The sequence below is a fragment of the Weizmannia sp. FSL K6-3076 genome, from assembly GCF_038007245.1.
In the GTDB taxonomy this organism is placed as follows: Bacteria; Bacillota; Bacilli; order Bacillales; family Bacillaceae_C; genus Weizmannia; species Weizmannia faecalis.
Genome location: NZ_JBBOWU010000001.1, coordinates 3259675 through 3278185 on the forward strand (window position 1 = coordinate 3259675; position 18511 = coordinate 3278185).

18 protein-coding genes are annotated in these 18511 nt (G+C 47.2%); 7 read left to right on the forward strand and 11 right to left on the reverse strand.

Features of this window, described 5'->3' with window-relative positions; translation table 11 throughout:
* Positions 1–20 precede the first annotated feature (20 nt).
* The 9 genes from NSS95_RS15475 to acpS all read right to left on the reverse strand — a co-directional run bounded on the left by NSS95_RS15475 (position 21) and on the right by acpS (position 6776).
* Positions 21–1031, reverse strand: coding sequence for a PP2C family protein-serine/threonine phosphatase (locus NSS95_RS15475; protein ID WP_017551130.1), 1011 nt, complete (start codon positions 1029–1031; stop codon positions 21–23).
* Between the two features lie 14 nt (positions 1032–1045).
* On the reverse strand, positions 1046–1447 hold the full coding sequence (locus NSS95_RS15480) for an anti-sigma regulatory factor (RefSeq protein ID WP_061565065.1): 402 nt from the start codon (positions 1445–1447) through the stop codon (positions 1046–1048).
* Positions 1448–1451: 4 nt separating this feature from the next.
* Entirely contained in the window at positions 1452–1808 is a 357-nt protein-coding gene (locus tag NSS95_RS15485; protein ID WP_014096810.1) for an STAS domain-containing protein, read from the reverse strand.
* A 3-nt stretch (positions 1809–1811) separates the two neighbouring features.
* Positions 1812–2639 (reverse strand): RsbT co-antagonist protein RsbRA, encoded by an 828-nt coding sequence (locus NSS95_RS15490; RefSeq protein WP_014096809.1) that lies wholly within the window; start codon positions 2637–2639, stop codon positions 1812–1814.
* 490 nt (positions 2640–3129) lie between these two features.
* A complete protein-coding gene (locus NSS95_RS15495; protein ID WP_013860680.1) occupies positions 3130–3480 on the reverse strand; it encodes a type II toxin-antitoxin system PemK/MazF family toxin in 351 nt (116 codons plus the stop codon).
* Positions 3481–3484: 4 nt separating this feature from the next.
* Positions 3485–3763, reverse strand: a complete 279-nt coding sequence (locus NSS95_RS15500) for a CopG family ribbon-helix-helix protein (RefSeq protein ID WP_014096808.1) — start codon at positions 3761–3763, stop codon at positions 3485–3487.
* Positions 3764–3915: 152 nt separating this feature from the next.
* Positions 3916–5067: an alanine racemase gene (gene alr / locus NSS95_RS15505; RefSeq protein ID WP_014096807.1), complete on the reverse strand. Its 1152-nt coding sequence runs from the start codon at positions 5065–5067 to the stop codon at positions 3916–3918.
* Positions 5068–5268: 201 nt separating this feature from the next.
* On the reverse strand, positions 5269–6285 hold the full coding sequence (locus NSS95_RS15510) for a LolA family protein (RefSeq protein ID WP_014096806.1): 1017 nt from the start codon (positions 6283–6285) through the stop codon (positions 5269–5271).
* Between the two features lie 140 nt (positions 6286–6425).
* Entirely contained in the window at positions 6426–6776 is a 351-nt protein-coding gene (gene acpS / locus NSS95_RS15515) for a holo-ACP synthase (RefSeq protein ID WP_328229069.1), read from the reverse strand.
* Positions 6777–7056: 280 nt separating this feature from the next.
* On the opposite strand from acpS, the gene NSS95_RS15520 reads away from it, so the two are divergent.
* Complete coding sequence (locus NSS95_RS15520; RefSeq protein ID WP_014096804.1) at positions 7057–7656, forward strand: rhomboid family intramembrane serine protease; 600 nt, start codon at positions 7057–7059, stop codon at positions 7654–7656.
* A gap of 323 nt (positions 7657–7979) precedes the next feature.
* Here NSS95_RS15520 and NSS95_RS15525 read toward each other — a convergent pair whose 3' ends face one another.
* A complete protein-coding gene (locus NSS95_RS15525; protein ID WP_014096803.1) occupies positions 7980–9407 on the reverse strand; it encodes a DEAD/DEAH box helicase in 1428 nt (475 codons plus the stop codon).
* Between the two features lie 233 nt (positions 9408–9640).
* Positions 9641–9997, reverse strand: coding sequence for a hypothetical protein (locus tag NSS95_RS15530; protein ID WP_017551134.1), 357 nt, complete (start codon positions 9995–9997; stop codon positions 9641–9643).
* A gap of 401 nt (positions 9998–10398) precedes the next feature.
* Here NSS95_RS15530 and NSS95_RS15535 point away from each other — a divergent pair, with 401 nt between their 5' ends.
* From NSS95_RS15535 to NSS95_RS15560, 6 genes are all read left to right on the forward strand, one after another.
* The gene (locus NSS95_RS15535; protein WP_014096801.1) at positions 10399–11019 is read left to right on the forward strand and encodes a LysE family transporter; all 621 of its coding nucleotides are present in this window, start codon (positions 10399–10401) and stop codon (positions 11017–11019) included.
* 366 nt (positions 11020–11385) lie between these two features.
* Positions 11386–12069, forward strand: coding sequence for a beta-phosphoglucomutase (pgmB, locus tag NSS95_RS15540; RefSeq protein ID WP_328228206.1), 684 nt, complete (start codon positions 11386–11388; stop codon positions 12067–12069).
* A 6-nt stretch (positions 12070–12075) separates the two neighbouring features.
* The gene (locus tag NSS95_RS15545; protein WP_276210656.1) at positions 12076–13032 is read left to right on the forward strand and encodes a LacI family DNA-binding transcriptional regulator; all 957 of its coding nucleotides are present in this window, start codon (positions 12076–12078) and stop codon (positions 13030–13032) included.
* Between the two features lie 160 nt (positions 13033–13192).
* A complete protein-coding gene (locus NSS95_RS15550) occupies positions 13193–14887 on the forward strand; it encodes a glycoside hydrolase family 13 protein (protein ID WP_328228205.1) in 1695 nt (564 codons plus the stop codon).
* A 19-nt stretch (positions 14888–14906) separates the two neighbouring features.
* Positions 14907–16712, forward strand: a complete 1806-nt coding sequence (locus NSS95_RS15555) for an alpha-glycosidase (RefSeq protein WP_328229070.1) — start codon at positions 14907–14909, stop codon at positions 16710–16712.
* Positions 16713–16907: 195 nt separating this feature from the next.
* Positions 16908–18179, forward strand: a complete 1272-nt coding sequence (locus tag NSS95_RS15560; RefSeq protein ID WP_328229071.1) for an extracellular solute-binding protein — start codon at positions 16908–16910, stop codon at positions 18177–18179.
* Positions 18180–18511 lie beyond the last annotated feature (332 nt).

The window sequence follows — 18511 nt, forward strand, 5'->3', positions numbered from 1 at the left end:
GGCTGATGGCAAACCTGCTTTTAGGCAGTTCTTTTTAAAATCAGCAAGGTAAAATCATCACACAATTCAAATTCCTGCCATCTTTCCAGCTCCCTGTACACATTTTCCACGATTTCCTGTGCGCTCTTGCGAATATTTTTCCGGATCAGGCCGGTAATCGTTTCCCGGCTGACAAATCCTTCCTTTGTCCGGCATTCCGTTACACCGTCTGACAACAGCACAATCATATCGCCGAGCTGTACATCTTTTATATATTCATGATACTTCGATTTTTTTTCAATGCCCAAAAGCAGCCCTTTTGCGATTAAATCCTCAAATTCATCCGTTTCCGCATGATAGTAAAAACCGGGCTCGTGCCCGGCGGATGCGTAGGAGAACTTATGTACTACCGGGTCATACATACCGTAAAACATCGTGATAAACATACTCGGGTCGACATTCTGTTCAACGACGCGGTTCAGATTTTCCAAAATGATATGGGGTTGGTGGCTGTATTCCGGCAAACTGTCCATCGCGTATTTGATCATGGACATGCAGAGCGCCGCCGGGATCCCTTTCCCGATCACATCCGCGATTGCAATGCCGATACGGCGGTTCTCATCTTCAATAAAATGATAATAATCGCCGCTCATTTGTTTGGCCGGCATGCTGATCACGCCAATATCAATGCCATCCTGCTCCGGGACATTCGCCTTGAGCAGGGTTTGCTGCATGCCCGCAGCAATCTCAATTTCGCTCTTCAGTTCTTTTTGTTTTGTCCGGAGGCTTTGCTGTTCCCTGTAAACGAGCCCGTAGGCAAGCATAACTTCCAGCAGGACATCAAAGGACTGCTGCACCGTTTTGGAAAGCCCGGGTTCGATTTGCTGCAAAACAGAGCGGTGGCACATAATCATGTCTTCAGGAGAGATCCGGTTTTCAATCAGTTTGCGGCTGAACTTCTCGCACTGGTACAGCGCCTGTTCATCCGGATGCTGTAAAAAATGGCTGAGAATCTCTTTATATTCCTGCTCCATTGCATCGCGGAAATCCATCTTTTTTCCTCCTATCATCGTATCCACTTGATTGCGGTAACGGTTGTTCCCTCATTCGGCGCCGAAACGATATCAAATTCGTCCATCAGGCGTCTTACTCCCGGCAGGCCTGCCCCAAGCCCTCCGGATGTGGAATAGCCGTCTTCCATTACTTTCCGGATATTTCCAATCCCCGGCCCTTTATCTGTAGCGATCACTTTCAGCCCTTTTTTCCCGTCTTGCAGAACTTTCTCAATCCGGATTTCCCCTTGTCCTGCGTATATAAAAATATTGCGGGCGAGTTCGCTGATGGCCGTTGTGATTCTTGCCTGGTCGACAGCACCGAAATGGAGCTCCCTTGCAATGTTTCTCCCAAGCTGGCGGGCGGCCACAATATCCCACTCATTCAAAATTTTTACACAGGAATGGTTATCCATACAGCTAGTCCCCCAATTCCTGTTTTAATTTCTCCAGGCCGCTTTCCAAATCCAGTGCCGTCATGACGCCCTCCATCGTAATTCCCAACTCGATCAGGGTAATGGCGACTGCAGGCTGGATTCCGGTGATGACCACTTTTGCGCCCAGCATTTTGGACATATTGACCACATCGCCCAGCACTTTTGCGATGAATGAGTCAATAAAATCGATAGAGGTGATGTCGATGACAACACCGCTTGCATTCGTTTCGTATATTTTTTTAAGCAAATCTTCCTGAAACTCCAAAGCTGTCTGGTCATCAAGCTCCCATTGGATCGAGACCAGCAGGCAGTTTCCCAGCTTTAAAATGGGTATGCGCATCAATCAACCCTCCCATTCTACGATTTTCCTCCCTGTCATTTCAAGAGCCTGTTCAATTCCTCTTTGCAGTGTACTCGTTGTTGTAATATGATTTAATTTGATTCCCAAATTTGTTAACGTATGTGCAATTTCAGCACGGATGCCGACAAGCATGCAGCGGGAGCCGACAAGCCGGACAGCATTTGCCGCCTGAATGAGATGATGGGCAACAACCGTATCAACAACTGGCACGCCCGTAATGTCGATCAGTACCACCTCCGACTTGTTTTTCACAATGCCGTACAGCAGGTTTTCCATAATCTGTCTTGCCCTTTCCGAGTCAATGGTGCCGACTAATGGAAGGACGGCAATTTTGTCAAACACCGGAATCAAGGGGGCGGACAATTCCTTTAACGCACTTTGCTGAAGCGAAATGGTTTTTTCCCAGATGGTGGTGTAGGCATTGACAAATTCATTTTGAACGGCATTGGTCCATTCCCGGAAGATTTCCCAGAATTCCTGGTGCTTTTCAAACACGACATCCGGGTTGTTATTCATCATCAGGTTGTAAACAATATCCCCGAGAATTTGAATGCCAGTCGTTGCAAAAGTGAGCGGCCAGCCCAGTGTCACGATTCTTTCGGAAAACTCGCCGAGCTGTTTCTCGTATTCGTGATTGCCTTTCGTCAACCGCGCAAGAATCACTTCGACAAAATCCCGGCTTGTTTTTTCAAACACCACCCCTTCATCAAAATGAAACGGGGCACCGCCTTTTGCTTTCATGCTTTTCATCCATTCATCCAGTATTTCATCTTTATGTTCTGGTATAAATTTCGCTAAATATGATTGCATGATCAACCCTCTTTCCTCCGAACAGTTTGAAGCGCCCTTCTTTGACAGCCTGCTTTAGACATGCCGGGCTTTTCCGGAAGGCTTGCACAAAAACAAATGAATTGCTCCCTTTCGCCCCGGCGGATGGCTTTTTTCTGAACCGGTTTGTTGAAAAAACACAGAAAAATCCATTTGATTTATAAGTTATTATATCTGTTTTTGCCGGCAACCGGAAAATATTTTTTATGTAAATGGCACAGAAATCGGGCAAAAGCAGCATTTTTCCGGAAAATTTCTTCGGTTTATCTTATAGCGTTATCATATACCCGTTTTCAGATAGGGTTAAACCACATTCGTTGTATTTTTTTTGAAGGTGGGTTTCGCATGTTTGACCGCAGCACGTGAAAAAATATGCTAAAACGGGCGACGGGATGATCTCTCTTTTGTTCCAGCTTATTTTAAGAATGGCAAAGCCTGCCGAATGAAAAAACGCCCTTTAAAAAGAGCGTTCCTAAAATTCGACCAGTCCCAGGCTGATTTGCAGGGCGTCGTCAATTTTTTCCATGACTTCTTCATCAAGATGCGTAATCTTATCCGTTAAGCGTTGTTTATCGATTGTGCGTATTTGTTCAAGCAATATCACAGAATCCCTTTCCAAACCGTAACGCTTTGCATCAATTTCCACATGCGTGGGCAATTTTGCTTTCTGGATTTGCGCTGTTATCGCGGCAACAATGACAGTGGGGCTAAAACGGTTTCCAATGTCGTTTTGTAAAATGAGGACAGGACGTACGCCTCCCTGCTCGGAGCCGACCACCGGAGATAGATCGGCGAAGTACACGTCTCCACGCTTAACAATCAAAGGATTACCCCCCGCTTACTAGGCTTTCAACTGTATGTTCTGCTTCGTATTCAGCCTGGATCGCTTCGGAGGCAATCGCCAAATTAATTTTTGCCATTTCCATGTAACCACGCCTCATCGTTTCGCGGATTTGGCGTTTTTTCCGTTCTTTTAAATACATTTTTGTGGCACGGTAAATTAATTCATTGCGATTCATATTTTCAGTTTCAGCAAATCCGTCCAATTCCGTCAACAGCTGCTGCGGCAAGCGGACTAAAATTTCTGTTGAAATAGGTTCAGACACCTGCTACACCTCCACGCACTAGACACCGTTTCTACTTTCCATTCCCTTTTCATCATACCATCAAATACACTATATGCAAAGGCCAAATCACCATTCCTGTCTATTATCGGCAAAAAAATCATGTCATTATTCAAAATTCGCCAAAACATTTTTCAACCTTCAAGGACCGGATTCGACACGTCCGCGACATCGTTCCCGTTTTTCAGGAAAATGCGCGGCACCCGGCTTGAAATGGAACAGGTAACCTCGTAGTTGATGGTTTCGAGCTTTTCGGCAATTTCGTCAACAGGAATGGACAAATCTCCCTGCTTTCCAATCAAGGTTGCTTTTGTCCCGACAGCAACCGGACGGGCAAGCTTGACCATGCATTGATCCATGCAAATCCTGCCGACAATAGGCGCTCTTTCCCCGTCAATGATCACTTCCTGACCTGAAAGCCTGCGGATCCAGCCATCTGCATATCCAATCGGCAGCGTGGCGATCCATTCATCGCCGGAAGCCTGATAAGTGGCACCATAACTCACCGTGTCCCCGGCATGGATTTGTTTCACATGCGTCACCTTCGTATGAAGGGAGAACGCCTCTTTTAACGGAAACGGCAAAACCGGCTTGATGGCGGGCGAAGGGGAGAGCCCGTACATTGCAATGCCGAAACGGACAGCATTAAACGGAGACTGGTCAAATCTCAAAGCGGCGGCGCTGTTTGCGCAGTGCACATACGGCGGGCGGTGTTCGAGGTTTAAAACCATATCCTGAAACTGGCTATATTGCTTTTCATACAAAGTCGTATCGATTTCATCCGCTGTCGCAAAGTGGGTAAAGATCCCTTCAAAATAGAAACAGGATTGTTGGTTCACGATTTTTTCCACTTCTTTTAATTCCTGTAGGGTTCTTACGCCAATCCGGCCCATTCCGGTATCACATTTAAGATGGACGGATAGTTTCCGCCCGGTTAAATACCGGCCTGCTTCCTCAAGCCAGTCTTTTTGAAAAACAGTCAGGGAGATGTTTTCTTCAGCCGCGACTCCGGCATCTTCCGGACGGGCTGCCCCCAAAACAAGTATCGGAGCGGTAATCCCTTTTTTTCGTAACGCGAGCGCCTCGTCCAAAAATGCAACCGCAAGCGCTGAAGCTCCGGATGCAAGCGCGGTTTTCGCCACATATTCCGCGCCGTGCCCGTAGGCGTTCGCTTTTACAACCGCAATGATTTGCGTATGCTCGGGCAAAAGCTGGCGCATATTTCCGACATTTTCCGAAATGGCATCCAAATCGACTTCCACCCATGTATCCCGGTAAAAAGCCATGATTACACTTCCTTTATGATTCCATATCCTGATTATCGAACGCGTAGCCAGCGTTGTCAATGGTTTTTAAAAGGAAGTCTTATCAAACCGGTTTGGGACGGATTGCCGAAAGCAACATGCTGTAACCGCATCAAGAAAAAAACCCGCAGAGAATGGCTGCGGGCTTGTGCTTTTAGTGCTTACGAACGGGTTATCCGCATTTTATTTTTCCGGTTCTCCTCCGACAGACTGGGCGACTTCCATCATTTCCGCAGCCGTGAGCGATTTGGAGGCAAGCGTATATTCGACACCGTTCACCGTCCAGGACAGGGAGTCGCCTGTCTTGATCCCGAACGCAAACCCGAGATCCGCCATTTCCCCGTTTGCAGGAATCGGTTCTGTGGAAGCAGCAGGGAGTACCTCTGCCTTTTCCTCAATCAGCGTATACGTTTTATCGCCCGTATAGGTCAAAATAACGCGCTTGCCGTTTGCAACGGCAACTTCCTGTTCATCGAGCAGCGTCGTCCCCCCGATTTTTGCCGTCGGATATTTTACCGAAAACTCTTTGTTGCCGACCTTTCCGTCCACCGGCACTTCGAGTTTCGCCCCTGTCATATTTTTTTTCGTGTCAAACGCGTTGCTGTCGAATTTTGCATTAAAATCCACTTTCGTAAAAAGCACACTGACAAGCGTATTGCGGTCCGTGTCCATCACTTTCACACTGACTGGTGCAAGCGTCCTTTTGTCAAAAGTAATTTGCTGGTACGGCAGCATCTTATGGTTTTGATAGCGTGTCTTCGTCTCAAACACATATCGGTTCTTTTTCACCGTCATCTTTGCCTCTTTATCTTTCAATATGTCTTTCACAAGTGATTCATAAAGGTACGCCTGGCTTGTGTTGTTCGGCCAGTCGCTTTGAAATTTGTAGCTTTTGTTGAGGGCGGGCGTGACCACAAACACGCCTTCTTTATTGCGCAAAATCATCTGGCTCTGCCCCTCGCCCGCATTTTTCAGGTTGACACGGTAATATCCCGGCCGGTTGTGCCAAACTTCAATATTGTATGTCCGCGGTTCATTGCCCGTTTTCAGCGTCATTTTCGCATTCAGCTTGTAGCCGTCCATCTTCTCCACTTTTTCATTTAATTTTCCGGCCACATCCTGCGGTTTTTTCGCTCCGCAGGCGGAAAGCAGAAAAATGGCAAACAGCGCCGCAAACAAAACCCAGTACTTTCTCTTCATCCTTTCAACCCCTTTATTGTCTCAAATCTTATGAAGAGAAAGGCTTCATCAAAAGCCCGTGCCTTGTCTCTCCTCTCTTACTCTGAATATATGAGACAACCCGGGCCTGTATGATGGGGAATTGAAAAAACGTTATAGCTTCAGTCTTCCAGAATCACTTGGGCGAATGCATATTCACGGCTGTGCGTGATCGACAAATGGGCATGGGGCTCTGCCGGCTTTGAAAAATACGGGCGGCCATTTTCATCTTTTGCGATTTCAATTTCCTGAAAAGACAACGCGCCCCCGATCCCCGTGCCAAAAGCTTTGGAATAAGCTTCTTTCGCCGCAAACCTGCCGGCCAGGAATTCAATTTTCCTTTTTTCTGTCAACTTGCAGAACTTTTGCTGCTCCGCTTTTGTTAAAATCCGCACCGGAAACCGCGGCTGCCGTTCATACAGCTTTTTTATCCTTTCAAGCTCGACAATATCAATGCCAATTCCTTTGATCATGTGCTCACCTTCTGTTTTTCCAGAGTATAAACCACAAAATTTCCGATACCCGATTTTCACGCTGCTGCGGTGCCTCTGCCTTCCGTGAAAATATGCGCCGGTAAATCGTTCTGCTGGTATCCATGATGGCGGTTCGGCCCTTTTTGAAAATACGCGCCGGATTTGGGCTATCCCTTTTTCCATCCTGCTGGCGGTTGCGGTTAGAAGCAGGCCGGACGTCTAATTCGTCATTTCCGGCATATGTATAAATAGAGCTTTTCCATTGAAAGGAGTATTTGCAATGCTGATCCGCCCGATCCGCTTTTCTGCTTTTATTGGTTCCTATCCCGTCGTATCTGCCATTTTCCTGGCCCAGTGCCTCTTGTTTGCGGCCATGCGGCTTCCGGTTTTACCAACACAAACCCTTTATGAAACACTGTCCGGTGTGAACCTTTATATTGCCCAAGGGGAAATATGGCGGCTTGTCTCCCCTGTTTTTGTCCATATTGATTTCAGCCACCTGCTGTTGAATTCCTTCTCCCTTTTGCTGCTCGGCCCCTGTCTCGAACGGCTGGCCGGAAAATGGAAGTTTACCCTATTATATTTTGGCTGCGGATGCTGCGCCAATCTCGCTTCTTTTTTTCTGCTTCCGCTTACCTATTCCCATGCCGGTGCGAGCGGTGCCCTGTTCGGCCTGATCGGCGCATATGTCGCCCTTGTCTGGGTCGGGGAAGATGTGCCAAAAACAAGCCGGCAAACCATTTTATCGATTGCGGTCATTTCCGTTGTAACGGCTATGATGCAGCCTGGTGCCAACCACACAGCCCATCTTTCCGGACTCGTTGCCGGCATGCTGCTCGGAGGCATGCTTTTGCAAAGAAAAGCGGCTTCTCCTGCTTAGAAAAAGTCAATTCTCCGGACTCATTGCCGGCGTGCTGCTCGGGGGAATGACTTTTACGAAAAAAACGGATTCTTCCGCTTTAAAAAAAGCCAATTCTTTTCAGCCGCATTACCGGCGTGCTGCTCGGGGGAAAGGCTTTTACGAAAAAAAGCGGATTCTTCCGCTTTAAAAAAAGCAACGGGAGCTGCCGTTGCTTTTTTAATGGGGCGCCGGCAACTTTTGCCATACCGGCATTTTTACTTGTAAAGAGTCGCAGCCGGATACAAACCGACCCGCTCGTAAAGCTGATGATGCTCTATTTTTTTGGCCCCGCCTTCGTTTGGTTAAAATGGTTTGCGGTTTGTTGTTGTTCTTCTCGGCTTTCTTCCCTTATTGTAAGACCCTTTGTAGGACCCTGCAGGCTTGCCCCGTCTGCTATGGTCTTTTTTATGCGGAAGCGGCCGTTCTTCTGAAATATGAACCGGTGTTTTATCCGGCTCTTTCGTCATCAGTTTCAAAGCAGCTGCCGTGACCTCAGCCGGGTCATATTCTGCAAGCAGCTCCTTCGCTACCGACATATATTCATCAATATTGCCTTCTTTGATGGTTTCCCCGATCCGTTCCATGGTGACGCGCTGCTGCCCTTCAAACGCTTCATCCCAGGTCGGCGGGCGCATCGGGAGCATTCTCTTTTTCGTTGTCTGTTCAACCGTTTTGAGATAGCCCATTTCCCGCGGCGTGACAAAGGTCATTGCCATGCCTTCCCGTCCGGCACGGCCCGTTCTTCCGATCCGGTGCACATAGGATTCCGGATCCTGCGGAATATCGTAATTGTAAACATGGGTTACACCCGAGATATCCAGCCCGCGTGCGGCAACATCGGTGGCAACAAGCACATCAATTTTCCCGTCTTTAAACTTCCGGAGTACCGATAAGCGTTTCGCCTGGCTCAAATCACCGTGGATACCTTCTGCAAGATAGCCGCGCAAGTTCAGGGCATTCGCCAGTTCATCAACTCTCCGCTTCGTGCGCCCAAACACAATCGCAAGGTCCGGAGACTGTACATCCAAAAGCCTTGACAATACATCGAATTTTTCGCGTTCCTGGACTTTGACGTAGTATTGTTCAATAGACGGAACGGTCATTTCTTTTGCTTTCACACGGACAAGTTCCGGGTTGTTCATGAAGCGTTCGGCAATTTTCCGGATCGGATCCGGCATGGTTGCCGAGAACAGCATCGTTTGGCGGTCTTTCGGCACGGTGGAAAGAATGGCTTCAATGTCATCAATAAAGCCCATATTCAACATTTCATCCGCTTCGTCAAGCACAAGCGTATGCACATGGTCGAGTTTCAAGGTTCCCCGGTGTATATGGTCAAGAATCCGTCCCGGTGTTCCGACAATAATTTGCGGATGGTTCTTCAGCGCACGGATCTGACGCGAAATATCCTGGCCGCCATAAACAGCCAGCACATGAACGCGCGAATCCTGGCCGATCCGGTACAATTCTTCAGATACTTGAATGGCAAGCTCGCGGGTTGGCGCGATAATGATTCCTTGAATATTACGGCTTCTATGATCAATCTTTTCAATTAACGGTATGCCAAATGCTGCAGTTTTTCCCGTACCTGTCTGCGCCTGGCCGATAATATCCTTCCCTTGCATGGTGAGCGGAATGGTGGCTGCCTGAATCGGCGATGCCTCTTCAAATCCCATTCTTTTCACAGCTTTTAAAATCGCCGGGCTTAAATTTAATTCTGAAAACTTCGTCAATCTTCTCAATCTCCTTCTAAACGTTCAACAGGGCCGCATGTCTTCCTTAGGGTTTTACCCTTTTCGGCAAAAAAATATACTCTTTTGAGCATTGTCAGCTAAAAGCGTAAACGATGTACGGTAATCGTAACATGAATACGGCAAGATTTCAACGAATATGGAGCCGTGGTTTTTTCACAATCATTTTGGGACTTTCAATTTTTCGGTACAATGGTCGCCGCTATACAATTTTTCTAAAAGATATCTAATCTCTGGCACAAAAAAGTGATAAAATCGCCATCATTTATATCTCCAGGTATTTCATTATCCAGTTCTAGAATAAATTTGCCAACCAACACTTTCTCTTTATGCACTAATTTCCCTGTAAATCTATAGGAAAAATATTCATCCAGTTTTTCAATTGTGTACTTTGGCTTTTCCGCCTTCATCAAATCAGAAACATTCAAACAGTAAATCGGGTTCTTTAATACATAGCCTTCTGTGTAATTTAACGGTTGGGCAAAGCATCTGATTTCGGTTTCTCCATCCGTCACGATTACTTCAGCTTCTAAAGCTTCTTTGGAAATCCACTCTATATTTTTTATTTTCAATTTAGCACATCCTTTCTATTTATTCTAAACCATATGCTTTGTACTTTCTTTGCTCGTTCTTTGTATGGGTAATATTTTACTCGAAGGAGCAAATGAGCGGAAAAATAAAGGGACATAGGCTTCAAATTTTTAAACCGCTGAAACAAAAAAATGATCATTTTCAATTCCCGTGCCTGCTTTTCCATCCATCATTCGATCAAACCCTTTTAGAAGCCATGGACAGAAAAGCAATCCATGGAAGAATAATGGCGCACTTTTAACCCATCGACTCTGTTTATGCACTTTCATCGTTTGGGTTCATTTTTTCATTTATGGCATCCATTTTGCTTTTATTAGTTGTACAGGCTATGGTTTCTGAATACAAATATATCAATCGCATGATGGAAAGGCTGAGGAAAATGATGGAAAGCATGATTAGTTATATTTTTCTTGGGCTGTCGCTTGCTGCGCCGATCGGGCCGGTGAATGCCGCTCAAATTGACAAGGGGATTAAAAATGGCTTTCTCCACTCATGGCTGCTCGGAATCGGTGCCATGGCAGCGGACGGTTTGTATATGCTGCTCGTTTATCTCGGTGTCGTCCATTTGCTCAGCATCGGATTTGTAAAATCATTCCTTTGGTTTTTCGGATGCTTTGTCCTTACATACACCGGCATTGAAAGCATGATTGCAGCCAATCAGCCGATTTCCGGTTTGATGAGAAACAAAGAAAAATTGTCCAAATCATTCCTGACCGGTTTTCTGATGTCTCTGACCAATCCGCTCACCATTTTATTCTGGCTCGGCGTTTACGGTTCCGTGCTTGCAAAAACAGCTGAATCTGTAGGCCCGCAGCAGTTTCTCCTCTACAGCCTGGCCATCTTTATCGGAGTGGCGCTGTGGGATTTTTCGATGGCTGCCGTCTCAAGCAGCTTCGGAAAACTGCTAACCAACCGTTTGATTCTTTTCATTTCGAGGCTGTCCGGCCTGTCTCTTGTCGGTTTCGGCATTTATTTCGGCATTCAGGCGGTCAAGAGTCTATAGCATAAGCAAACAAAAGTCCCGCCGAACTCTTGTACCTTTTCGCTGGTTTTCCGGAAAAAATCAGCACGTTCTTGCTTTCCGCCCGCTTTTTTACCGTCCGGCCCTTTTTGCCGATTCAGTCACCTTTTTTTCAAATAAAGGGATGATTTCTGAAGTGGGCATGGAATCCTTTCATTTATACCGCGTTTTTCGAAATGCGCCGGATTTTTCCGGCTTTTCGCCAGTTCTTTCGCTTTTTCTGAATCTTTTTCGCCTTTTCTGCTGGTTTCGACAAGCAACTTATATAGTTCCATAGTTTTCAAGAGAAATTTCCCGTATACTAATCATAACAGCAATCAAACTTTATAAGTTGGAGGAGAATTGTCAATGGCAGCTTCACATATTCAAGCCTTTCTCTTTGATTTAGACGGGGTCATCACAGATACTGCGGAATACCACTACTTAGCATGGAAAAAGCTGGCTGATGAGCTGCAGGTTCCTTTTGACCGCCATTTTAATGAAGCGCTTAAAGGGCTCAGCCGCATGGACTCTTTAAAGAAAATATTGGAGAACGCCCGGCCGGAGCCTTCCTTTTCTAAAGAAAAGCTGAGCGAGCTCGCGGACAGGAAAAATGAATATTACAAAGAACTGATCCGCCAAATTTCCCCTGCCGATTTGCTTCCGGGCATCCACAACCTGCTCGAAGATATAAAGGAAAGGGGAATCAAAACAGCGCTGGCTTCCGCGAGCAAAAACGCCATGTTTGTCATCGACAGACTGGGGGTGGCTTCCTTTTTTGATGAAATCGTGGACGCTGCCCGCATTCAGCACGGCAAGCCGGATCCGGAAATCTTTTTAACCGGCGCCCGCAAGCTGGACGCGGATCCGGCATTTTGCATCGGCATTGAAGACGCGGAAGCCGGCATCCAGGCCATTAAAGCGGCCGGCATGTTTGCAGTCGGGGTCGGCACGCCGGAAAACATGAAGCAGGCGGATTTCCTTGTTGAAGGGACGCAGGATCTTGACTTTGAAAAAATCGAAAGCGCATTTCTTCTGAAAAATAAAGGATGAGGCGTGATGGTTACCATTTCCGATGTCGCAAAACAGGCGAATGTTTCAAAGATGACGGTTTCACGGGTCCTTAACCACCCCGAACAGGTTAGAGATGATTTAAAAAAACTGGTATATGAGGCGATGGAGCAGTTGAACTATGTACCCAATTATGCGGCACGTGCCCTCGTCTCCAACCGTACCCAGGTCATCAAGTTCCTGATATTGGAAGAAATGGACACAACAGAGCCGTATTATATGAACTTGCTGGCCGGCATTGCCAGGGAGCTCGACCAAAACCACTACTCGCTTCAGCTGGTCACACGGAAATCGAAGGACATCGGCCAGTGCGACGGTGTGATTGCGACGGGTGTCCGCAGCCAGGATTACGATACCATTTTAAAAGAATTTTCCAAACCGGTGATTTTATTCGGGCAAAATGACAGAGGGTTTGATTTTATTGATGTGGACAATGAAAAAGGCGTACGGCTGTTAACAGAGCATGTCATTCGCCGCGGGTTTAAAAAAATTTATTTTTTCGGCATTGACCTGCAAGAGCCCTTTATGTTTGCGAGACAAAAAGGTTATCTGGATGCAACCGAAGCAAACGGGTTGCCGCCGTTTCTTTGCAGGGTCAAAAACAGTTCAAGCGCCGCCCAGCAAGAAGCGGAAAAAATTTTATCCAGCCGGAAGGAAAGATGCGCGTTTGTATGCGCAAGCGACCGGATTGCCCTCGGTGTGATCAGAGCCGCCCAATCGCTGCGGCTATCCATACCAAGTGAGGTTGCGGTCACCGGTTTTGACGGGGTGTTTCTTGACCGGATTTCCGCTCCCCATATTACAACCGTGCGCCAGCCCGTTGTAAAAATGGGAGAAGCATGTGCACGCATGCTGTTGAAAAAAATTCAGGAAAACGGGAAATCCCAAGGGCACCAGTTTTTTGAACCGGAAGTGATCATCCGCCCCTCCACCGTCTGTGAATAAGCAGCCTTACACCGGTTGCTTATTTTTTTCAGGATGGGCTTGGGCCAATCAAACCCGTAAAAAGCATTTTGTTAACGGTAACATCGCTGAAAAATTTGTTCCGGATAAAGGGGTGATGATACGTTGAAAGGGTATAGAAGAAACGTGGAGGTGAACCGCTTTGCAAGATGCGTGGTGGAAAGAAGCTGTCATCTATCAGGTATATCCGCGCAGTTTCAAAGATGCAAACGGGGACGGCGTGGGCGATATCCCGGGCATCATTGAAAAGCTGGATTATATCCGTGATCTCGGGGCAACGGCCATCTGGCTCAATCCGATTTTCGCATCGCCGCATGTGGACAATGGCTATGATGTCAGCAACTACGAAAAAATCGACCCGGTTTTCGGCACGATGGAAGATGTGGAACACCTGATCAAGGAAGCGAAAAAACGCGGGCTTAAAATCATTCTGGACCTCGTGCTGAACCATACGTCAGACCGCCACCCGTGGTTCCAAGAAGCGCGGAAAAGCAAAGAAAATCCGTACAGGGATTACTACATTTGGCATGACCCTGTCAAAGGGCGTGAACCGACGAACTGGGCGAGCTTTTTCGGCGGCAGCACATGGACATTGGATCAACAAACCGGGCAATATTATTTTCATCTGTTCAGCGACAAAATGCCCGACCTGAACTGGGAGAACAAAAAAGTGCGCGAAGAAATGGCAAAAATCGCCCTATTCTGGCTGGATAAAGGTGTGGACGGATTCCGGCTGGATGCGGTCATTCACCTGGCAAAGGACACCCGTTTTCTTCCCGTTAAAACAAAATCGGAAGAAGCCTTTGTGCTTGCAGAACAGTATTATGCCAACCTGCCGCGTGTCCATGATTATATCCGTGAATTTAACCGTACGATTAAAGCGAAGCATCCGGAAGCTTTTTTAATCGGGGAAACAGCTTCCGCCGACACGAAGCTTGCCCGGCTTTATTCAAGGCCGGACCGCGAAGAATGCGACTGCATCATTACCTTTAACTACTTAGGGTTTGACACAGAAGCAAAAAAACCTGGCATTCCGCAAAACTGGCAACAGGGAAAATGGGACTTGCTTGCTTTTAAAAAAGCGATGTCCCAGTGGCAACATGACTTGTACGGGGAAGGCTTCAATTCGCTCTACTGGAATAATCATGATATGCCGCGGGCCTTGTCGCGTTTCGGGGACGAAGGTAAATACCGGGAAAAAAGCGCAAAGATGCTTGCTACTTTGATGTATTTGCAATGGGGGCTGCAGATTTTGCTGCAGGGCGAAGAAATCGGCATGGTGAACTTGAAGCTCCCGCGGCTCCAAGACTATGAGGACCCAAGTATCAAAGGGCTTGCCACAATTGCGAAAAAGAAAGGCTATGCGGAGGAAGAAATTTTAAAAATGGTGCAACAGCGCTCTAAAGATACGTCAAGAGGCGCCATGCAGTGGAACAATGATCGATACGGCGGCTTTTCTACATATGCTCCGTGGCTCGGCATCAATGAAGATACGCGGACCGTGAACGTAGCGGCGCAGGAAAAAGATCCCGGCTCCGTGCTGCATTATTACCGGAAGCTGATCGAACTGAAAAAATCAATGCCTGTCTTTACGGCCGGCAGCTGGGAAATGCTGGCTGATGAGGACCCGGACATCTACGCGTATATACGGAAGCATGAAGGCAGCTGTGCCATGATTGTCTGCAATACATCGAAAAAGCTGCAGACCTTTACCTGCCCGGAGCTTACCCGCCACAGATGGGCATGCCTGCTCAATAACAACGGCTATCATAGCAAAGCGGTGCCAAGCAAACTGGTGCTATCGCCTTTTGAATGCTTTGTTTTATTACAGGAGTAGCATAAGAGGAGGAGAAAAGATGGAACACGCAGGAATTTTTCATCAGCCGTTCAGCGCGGATGCATATGTATATGACAAAAAAACGATGCACCTGAAGCTGCGCACGAAAAAAGGGGATATTCAGAAAGCCGTCCTCATTTGGGGAGACCCGTATTTATTTAAAAAAAAGCAAGACGGGGAATATCACTGGGAATCTGAACGCCTCGAAATGGAAAAAAAGGCTGAAACAGAGGCGCACGATGTCTGGTTTGCCGAAGTCCGTCCGCCGCACCGCCGCCTGCAGTACGCCTTTATCCTTACCGGCACGGATGGCAGCAACATTTTTTATGGCGGGCGCGGCTTTTACCCGGCAATTGAAGATACACTGCGGGTGCCTGACTATTATTTTAAATTTCCGTTTATGCACGAAATCGATATGTTCAAGGCGCCTGACTGGGTGAAGTCCACCATTTGGTACCAGATTTTCCCTGAACGGTTTGCAAACGGCAATCCCGCCATTTCTCCGGAAAATGCCCTGCCGTGGGGAAGCAAAGACCCGGGCGTGGACGACTTTTTCGGCGGCGACCTGGAGGGGATCATCGGCCATCTCGATTATCTCACCGATCTAGGCATTAACGGGATTTACTTGACGCCGATTTTCGAAGCCCCTTCCAATCATAAATACGATACATTCGACTATTTTACGATTGACCCGCATTTCGGCGATAAAGAAACATTCCGCAAACTGGTGAAAGAAGCCCACAAGCGCGGGATCCGGATTATGCTCGATGCGGTGTTCAACCATATTGGGAAAAATTCAAAACAGTGGCAGGATGTGCTGAAAAACGGGGAGAAATCGCGCTACAAAGACTGGTTCCATATCCACTCTTTCCCGGTCCGCGAAGGCGAAAACGGGAACATTGACGGGCATGATACGCTCTCATTTGACACGTTTGCTTTTACGACAAGCATGCCGAAGTTGAATACGGCCAATCCCGAAGTCCAACAGCATTTGCTCGATATTGCGACATACTGGATCCGTGAATTTGACATTGACGGCTGGCGCCTTGATGTCGCCAACGAAGTCGACCATGCTTTTTGGAAAAAGTTCCACCAGACCGTTGTAAGCGAGAAACCGGATGTTTTTATTCTCGGCGAAATTTGGCATGATGCATGGCCTTGGCTTTTAGGCGATGAGTTTCATTCGGTCATGAATTATCCATTTACGCAGACGATAATTGAATACTTTGTGGATGAAAAAATTTCCGCTGAAAAACTGATGCACAGCCTCAACCAGCAGTTTATGCATTATATGCAGTCCAACAACGAGGTTTTGTTTAATATGCTTGACAGCCATGACACCCCGCGGATTTTGACAAAGGCAGGCGGCGACAAGCAAAAGGTGAAGCTTGCCCTTGCCTTTACGTTCGCGCATACCGGTTCGCCGTGCATTTATTACGGCACGGAGGTCGGAATAGACGGCGCAGGTGACCCGCTTTGCCGGAAATGCATGGTCTGGGATGAAGACAAGCAGGACCGCGACATGCTCGCATTTATGAAAAAGCTGATCCGCTTCCGGAAAGACCATCAACAAACCTTGACATACGGCGATCTCGTCTGGCTGAAAACCGATAACGAAAAACAAGTGGTCAGCTTCCTGCGCAAAGGGGAAAAATGCACCTTGCTGTTTGCCTTTAACCGGTCGGACCAAGAACAGGCCATCCCGTGGAGCGAGCTGGATGTAAAACCGGACACCGTAAAAGACGCTTGGGAAAACAAACCGGTTTCAAGCAAAACCCTTGTCCTCCCGCCAATGGACTTTGCGATTCTGGAAATCACAAACTGACCCTGACCGTAGCGTTCTTGAAACCCATTCGTCGCTTCCCATTGCGATTTTAAAAATCACAAACTACCCCTCCCCCCTGCCGGATAATTGGCAGGGGGCTTTTCATTTTGTTACCGTTAACAGAAAATTTTACATTGTAACCGTTTTCCACTCTCTTCTATAATAAAGTTGTACCAAAAAAGGGAGGTTCATGAAATGAAAGTATTCAAGAAGCTGTTCGTGCTTACGCTTGTCTTGGGCGTCATCATGGCGCTCGCCGCGTGCGGGGGATCGAAAAAAACAAACAGCGGATCTTCTCAAGACAGCGGTGGCAAAGAGACGCTCACGGTTTCCGTGGAAGAATCTTATGCCGATTATGTCAACAGTATTAAGGGCGATTTTGAAAAGAAAAACAATTGTACTGTAAAAGTGGTCAAAAAGCCGATGTTTGACCAGCTGGAAGCACTGCCTTTGGACGGCCCGGCAGGAAAAGCCCCAGATGTGATGCTCGCTTCTTATGACCGGATCGGCGGACTCGGCCAGCAGGGGCATCTGCTTAAACTGTCCAAAAAAGATGTTAGCGCCTATGATGCAAAAGACCAGCGCCAAGTCATGATCGACAACAAAGTTTACGGCGTCCCGTTCGTCATTGAAACGCTCGTCCTTTATTACAACAAAGATTTGTTGAAAAGCCCGCCAAAAACATTTGCCGATCTTGAAAAATTGGCGAAAGACAGCAAATATAATTTTTCATCCGAATCCGGAAAGAATACAGGATTCCTTGTTAAATGGACGGACTTCTACTATTCTTACGGCTTGCTCGCGGGTGACGGTGGCTATGTGTTCGGCGATAACGGCACAAACACAAAAGATATCGGGTTGAACAATGCCGGTTCCGTAAAAGCCATTACGTACGCCACACACTGGTTTAAAGATATTTGGCCAAAAGGAATGAAAGATACAAAAAGCTCCGGCGACTTTGTAACAGAAGAATTCTCAAAAGGCAAAGCGGCTGCCGTCATTGACGGTCCTTGGTCGGCGGACACCTACGCGAAAGCAAAAGTAAATTACGGCGTAGCCCCGATCCCGACGCTTCCAAACGGCCACAAGTACGAAGCATTCGGCGGCGGAAAAGGATGGGTTGCTTCCAACTATACGAAAGAACCGAAACTTGCGGAAAAATGGATTCAATACGTCACCAACTCCGCAAACAGCTACAAATTCTATGAAAAATACAAAGAAATCCCTGCCAACCCGACTGCGCGCGAAAAAGCGGCTGCGACAAATGATGAACTGACAAAAGCGGTTGTTGAACAGTACAAATCCGACCAGCCGATGCCGAACGTTCCGGAAATGGCAGAAGTCTGGACCGGTATGGAATCGACGATGTTTGACGCAGCGAGCGGCAAGAAAACACCAAAGCAGGCAGCCGATGCAGCGGTGAAGACGATCAAAGACAATATTTCCCAAAAGTATTCCAATAAATAATCCGCTTTATCCATTTCCAGGTGGGGATACGCTCCACCTGGTTTTCAAAATATGGTGCTAGGCCGTTAGCAGGTTGAAAGCCGTGTAAACTTCCAGGTTTGGCGTCCATGTTGCAAAAAGCACCAGTAACATAAGTCAACTGCGCGTATTTTCAAGATTGGCATCCGGACCACAAAAATCTGCTGCCAACAAAAAATGAAATATTTTCAAAAAGGTGTCCCTGCCGCAAAACTGCAGCGCTGTATCACATGGACGTAAGACCAAGTCATCCATTTGCAAAAGGCACAAAGTAGCCATGTTTCGCTCATTTTCTATAGCTGCAGCATGAAAAT

Coding starts and splice junctions, on each gene's coding strand:
- NSS95_RS15475 (WP_017551130.1), bottom strand. CDS start 1,031: ATGGATTTCCGCGATGCAATGGAGCAGGAATATAAAGAGATTCTCAGC.
- NSS95_RS15545 (WP_276210656.1), top strand. CDS start 12,076: ATGGTTACCATTTCCGATGTCGCAAAACAGGCGAATGTTTCAAAGATG.
- acpS (WP_328229069.1), bottom strand. CDS start 6,776: ATGATCAAAGGAATTGGCATTGATATTGTCGAGCTTGAAAGGATAAAA.
- NSS95_RS15520 (WP_014096804.1), top strand. CDS start 7,057: ATGCTGATCCGCCCGATCCGCTTTTCTGCTTTTATTGGTTCCTATCCC.
- pgmB (WP_328228206.1), top strand. CDS start 11,386: ATGGCAGCTTCACATATTCAAGCCTTTCTCTTTGATTTAGACGGGGTC.
- NSS95_RS15490 (WP_014096809.1), bottom strand. CDS start 2,639: ATGCAATCATATTTAGCGAAATTTATACCAGAACATAAAGATGAAATA.
- NSS95_RS15510 (WP_014096806.1), bottom strand. CDS start 6,285: ATGAAGAGAAAGTACTGGGTTTTGTTTGCGGCGCTGTTTGCCATTTTT.
- NSS95_RS15555 (WP_328229070.1), top strand. CDS start 14,907: ATGGAACACGCAGGAATTTTTCATCAGCCGTTCAGCGCGGATGCATAT.
- NSS95_RS15480 (WP_061565065.1), bottom strand. CDS start 1,447: ATGGATAACCATTCCTGTGTAAAAATTTTGAATGAGTGGGATATTGTG.
- NSS95_RS15560 (WP_328229071.1), top strand. CDS start 16,908: ATGAAAGTATTCAAGAAGCTGTTCGTGCTTACGCTTGTCTTGGGCGTC.
- NSS95_RS15535 (WP_014096801.1), top strand. CDS start 10,399: ATGGAAAGCATGATTAGTTATATTTTTCTTGGGCTGTCGCTTGCTGCG.
- NSS95_RS15485 (WP_014096810.1), bottom strand. CDS start 1,808: ATGCGCATACCCATTTTAAAGCTGGGAAACTGCCTGCTGGTCTCGATC.
- alr (WP_014096807.1), bottom strand. CDS start 5,067: ATGGCTTTTTACCGGGATACATGGGTGGAAGTCGATTTGGATGCCATT.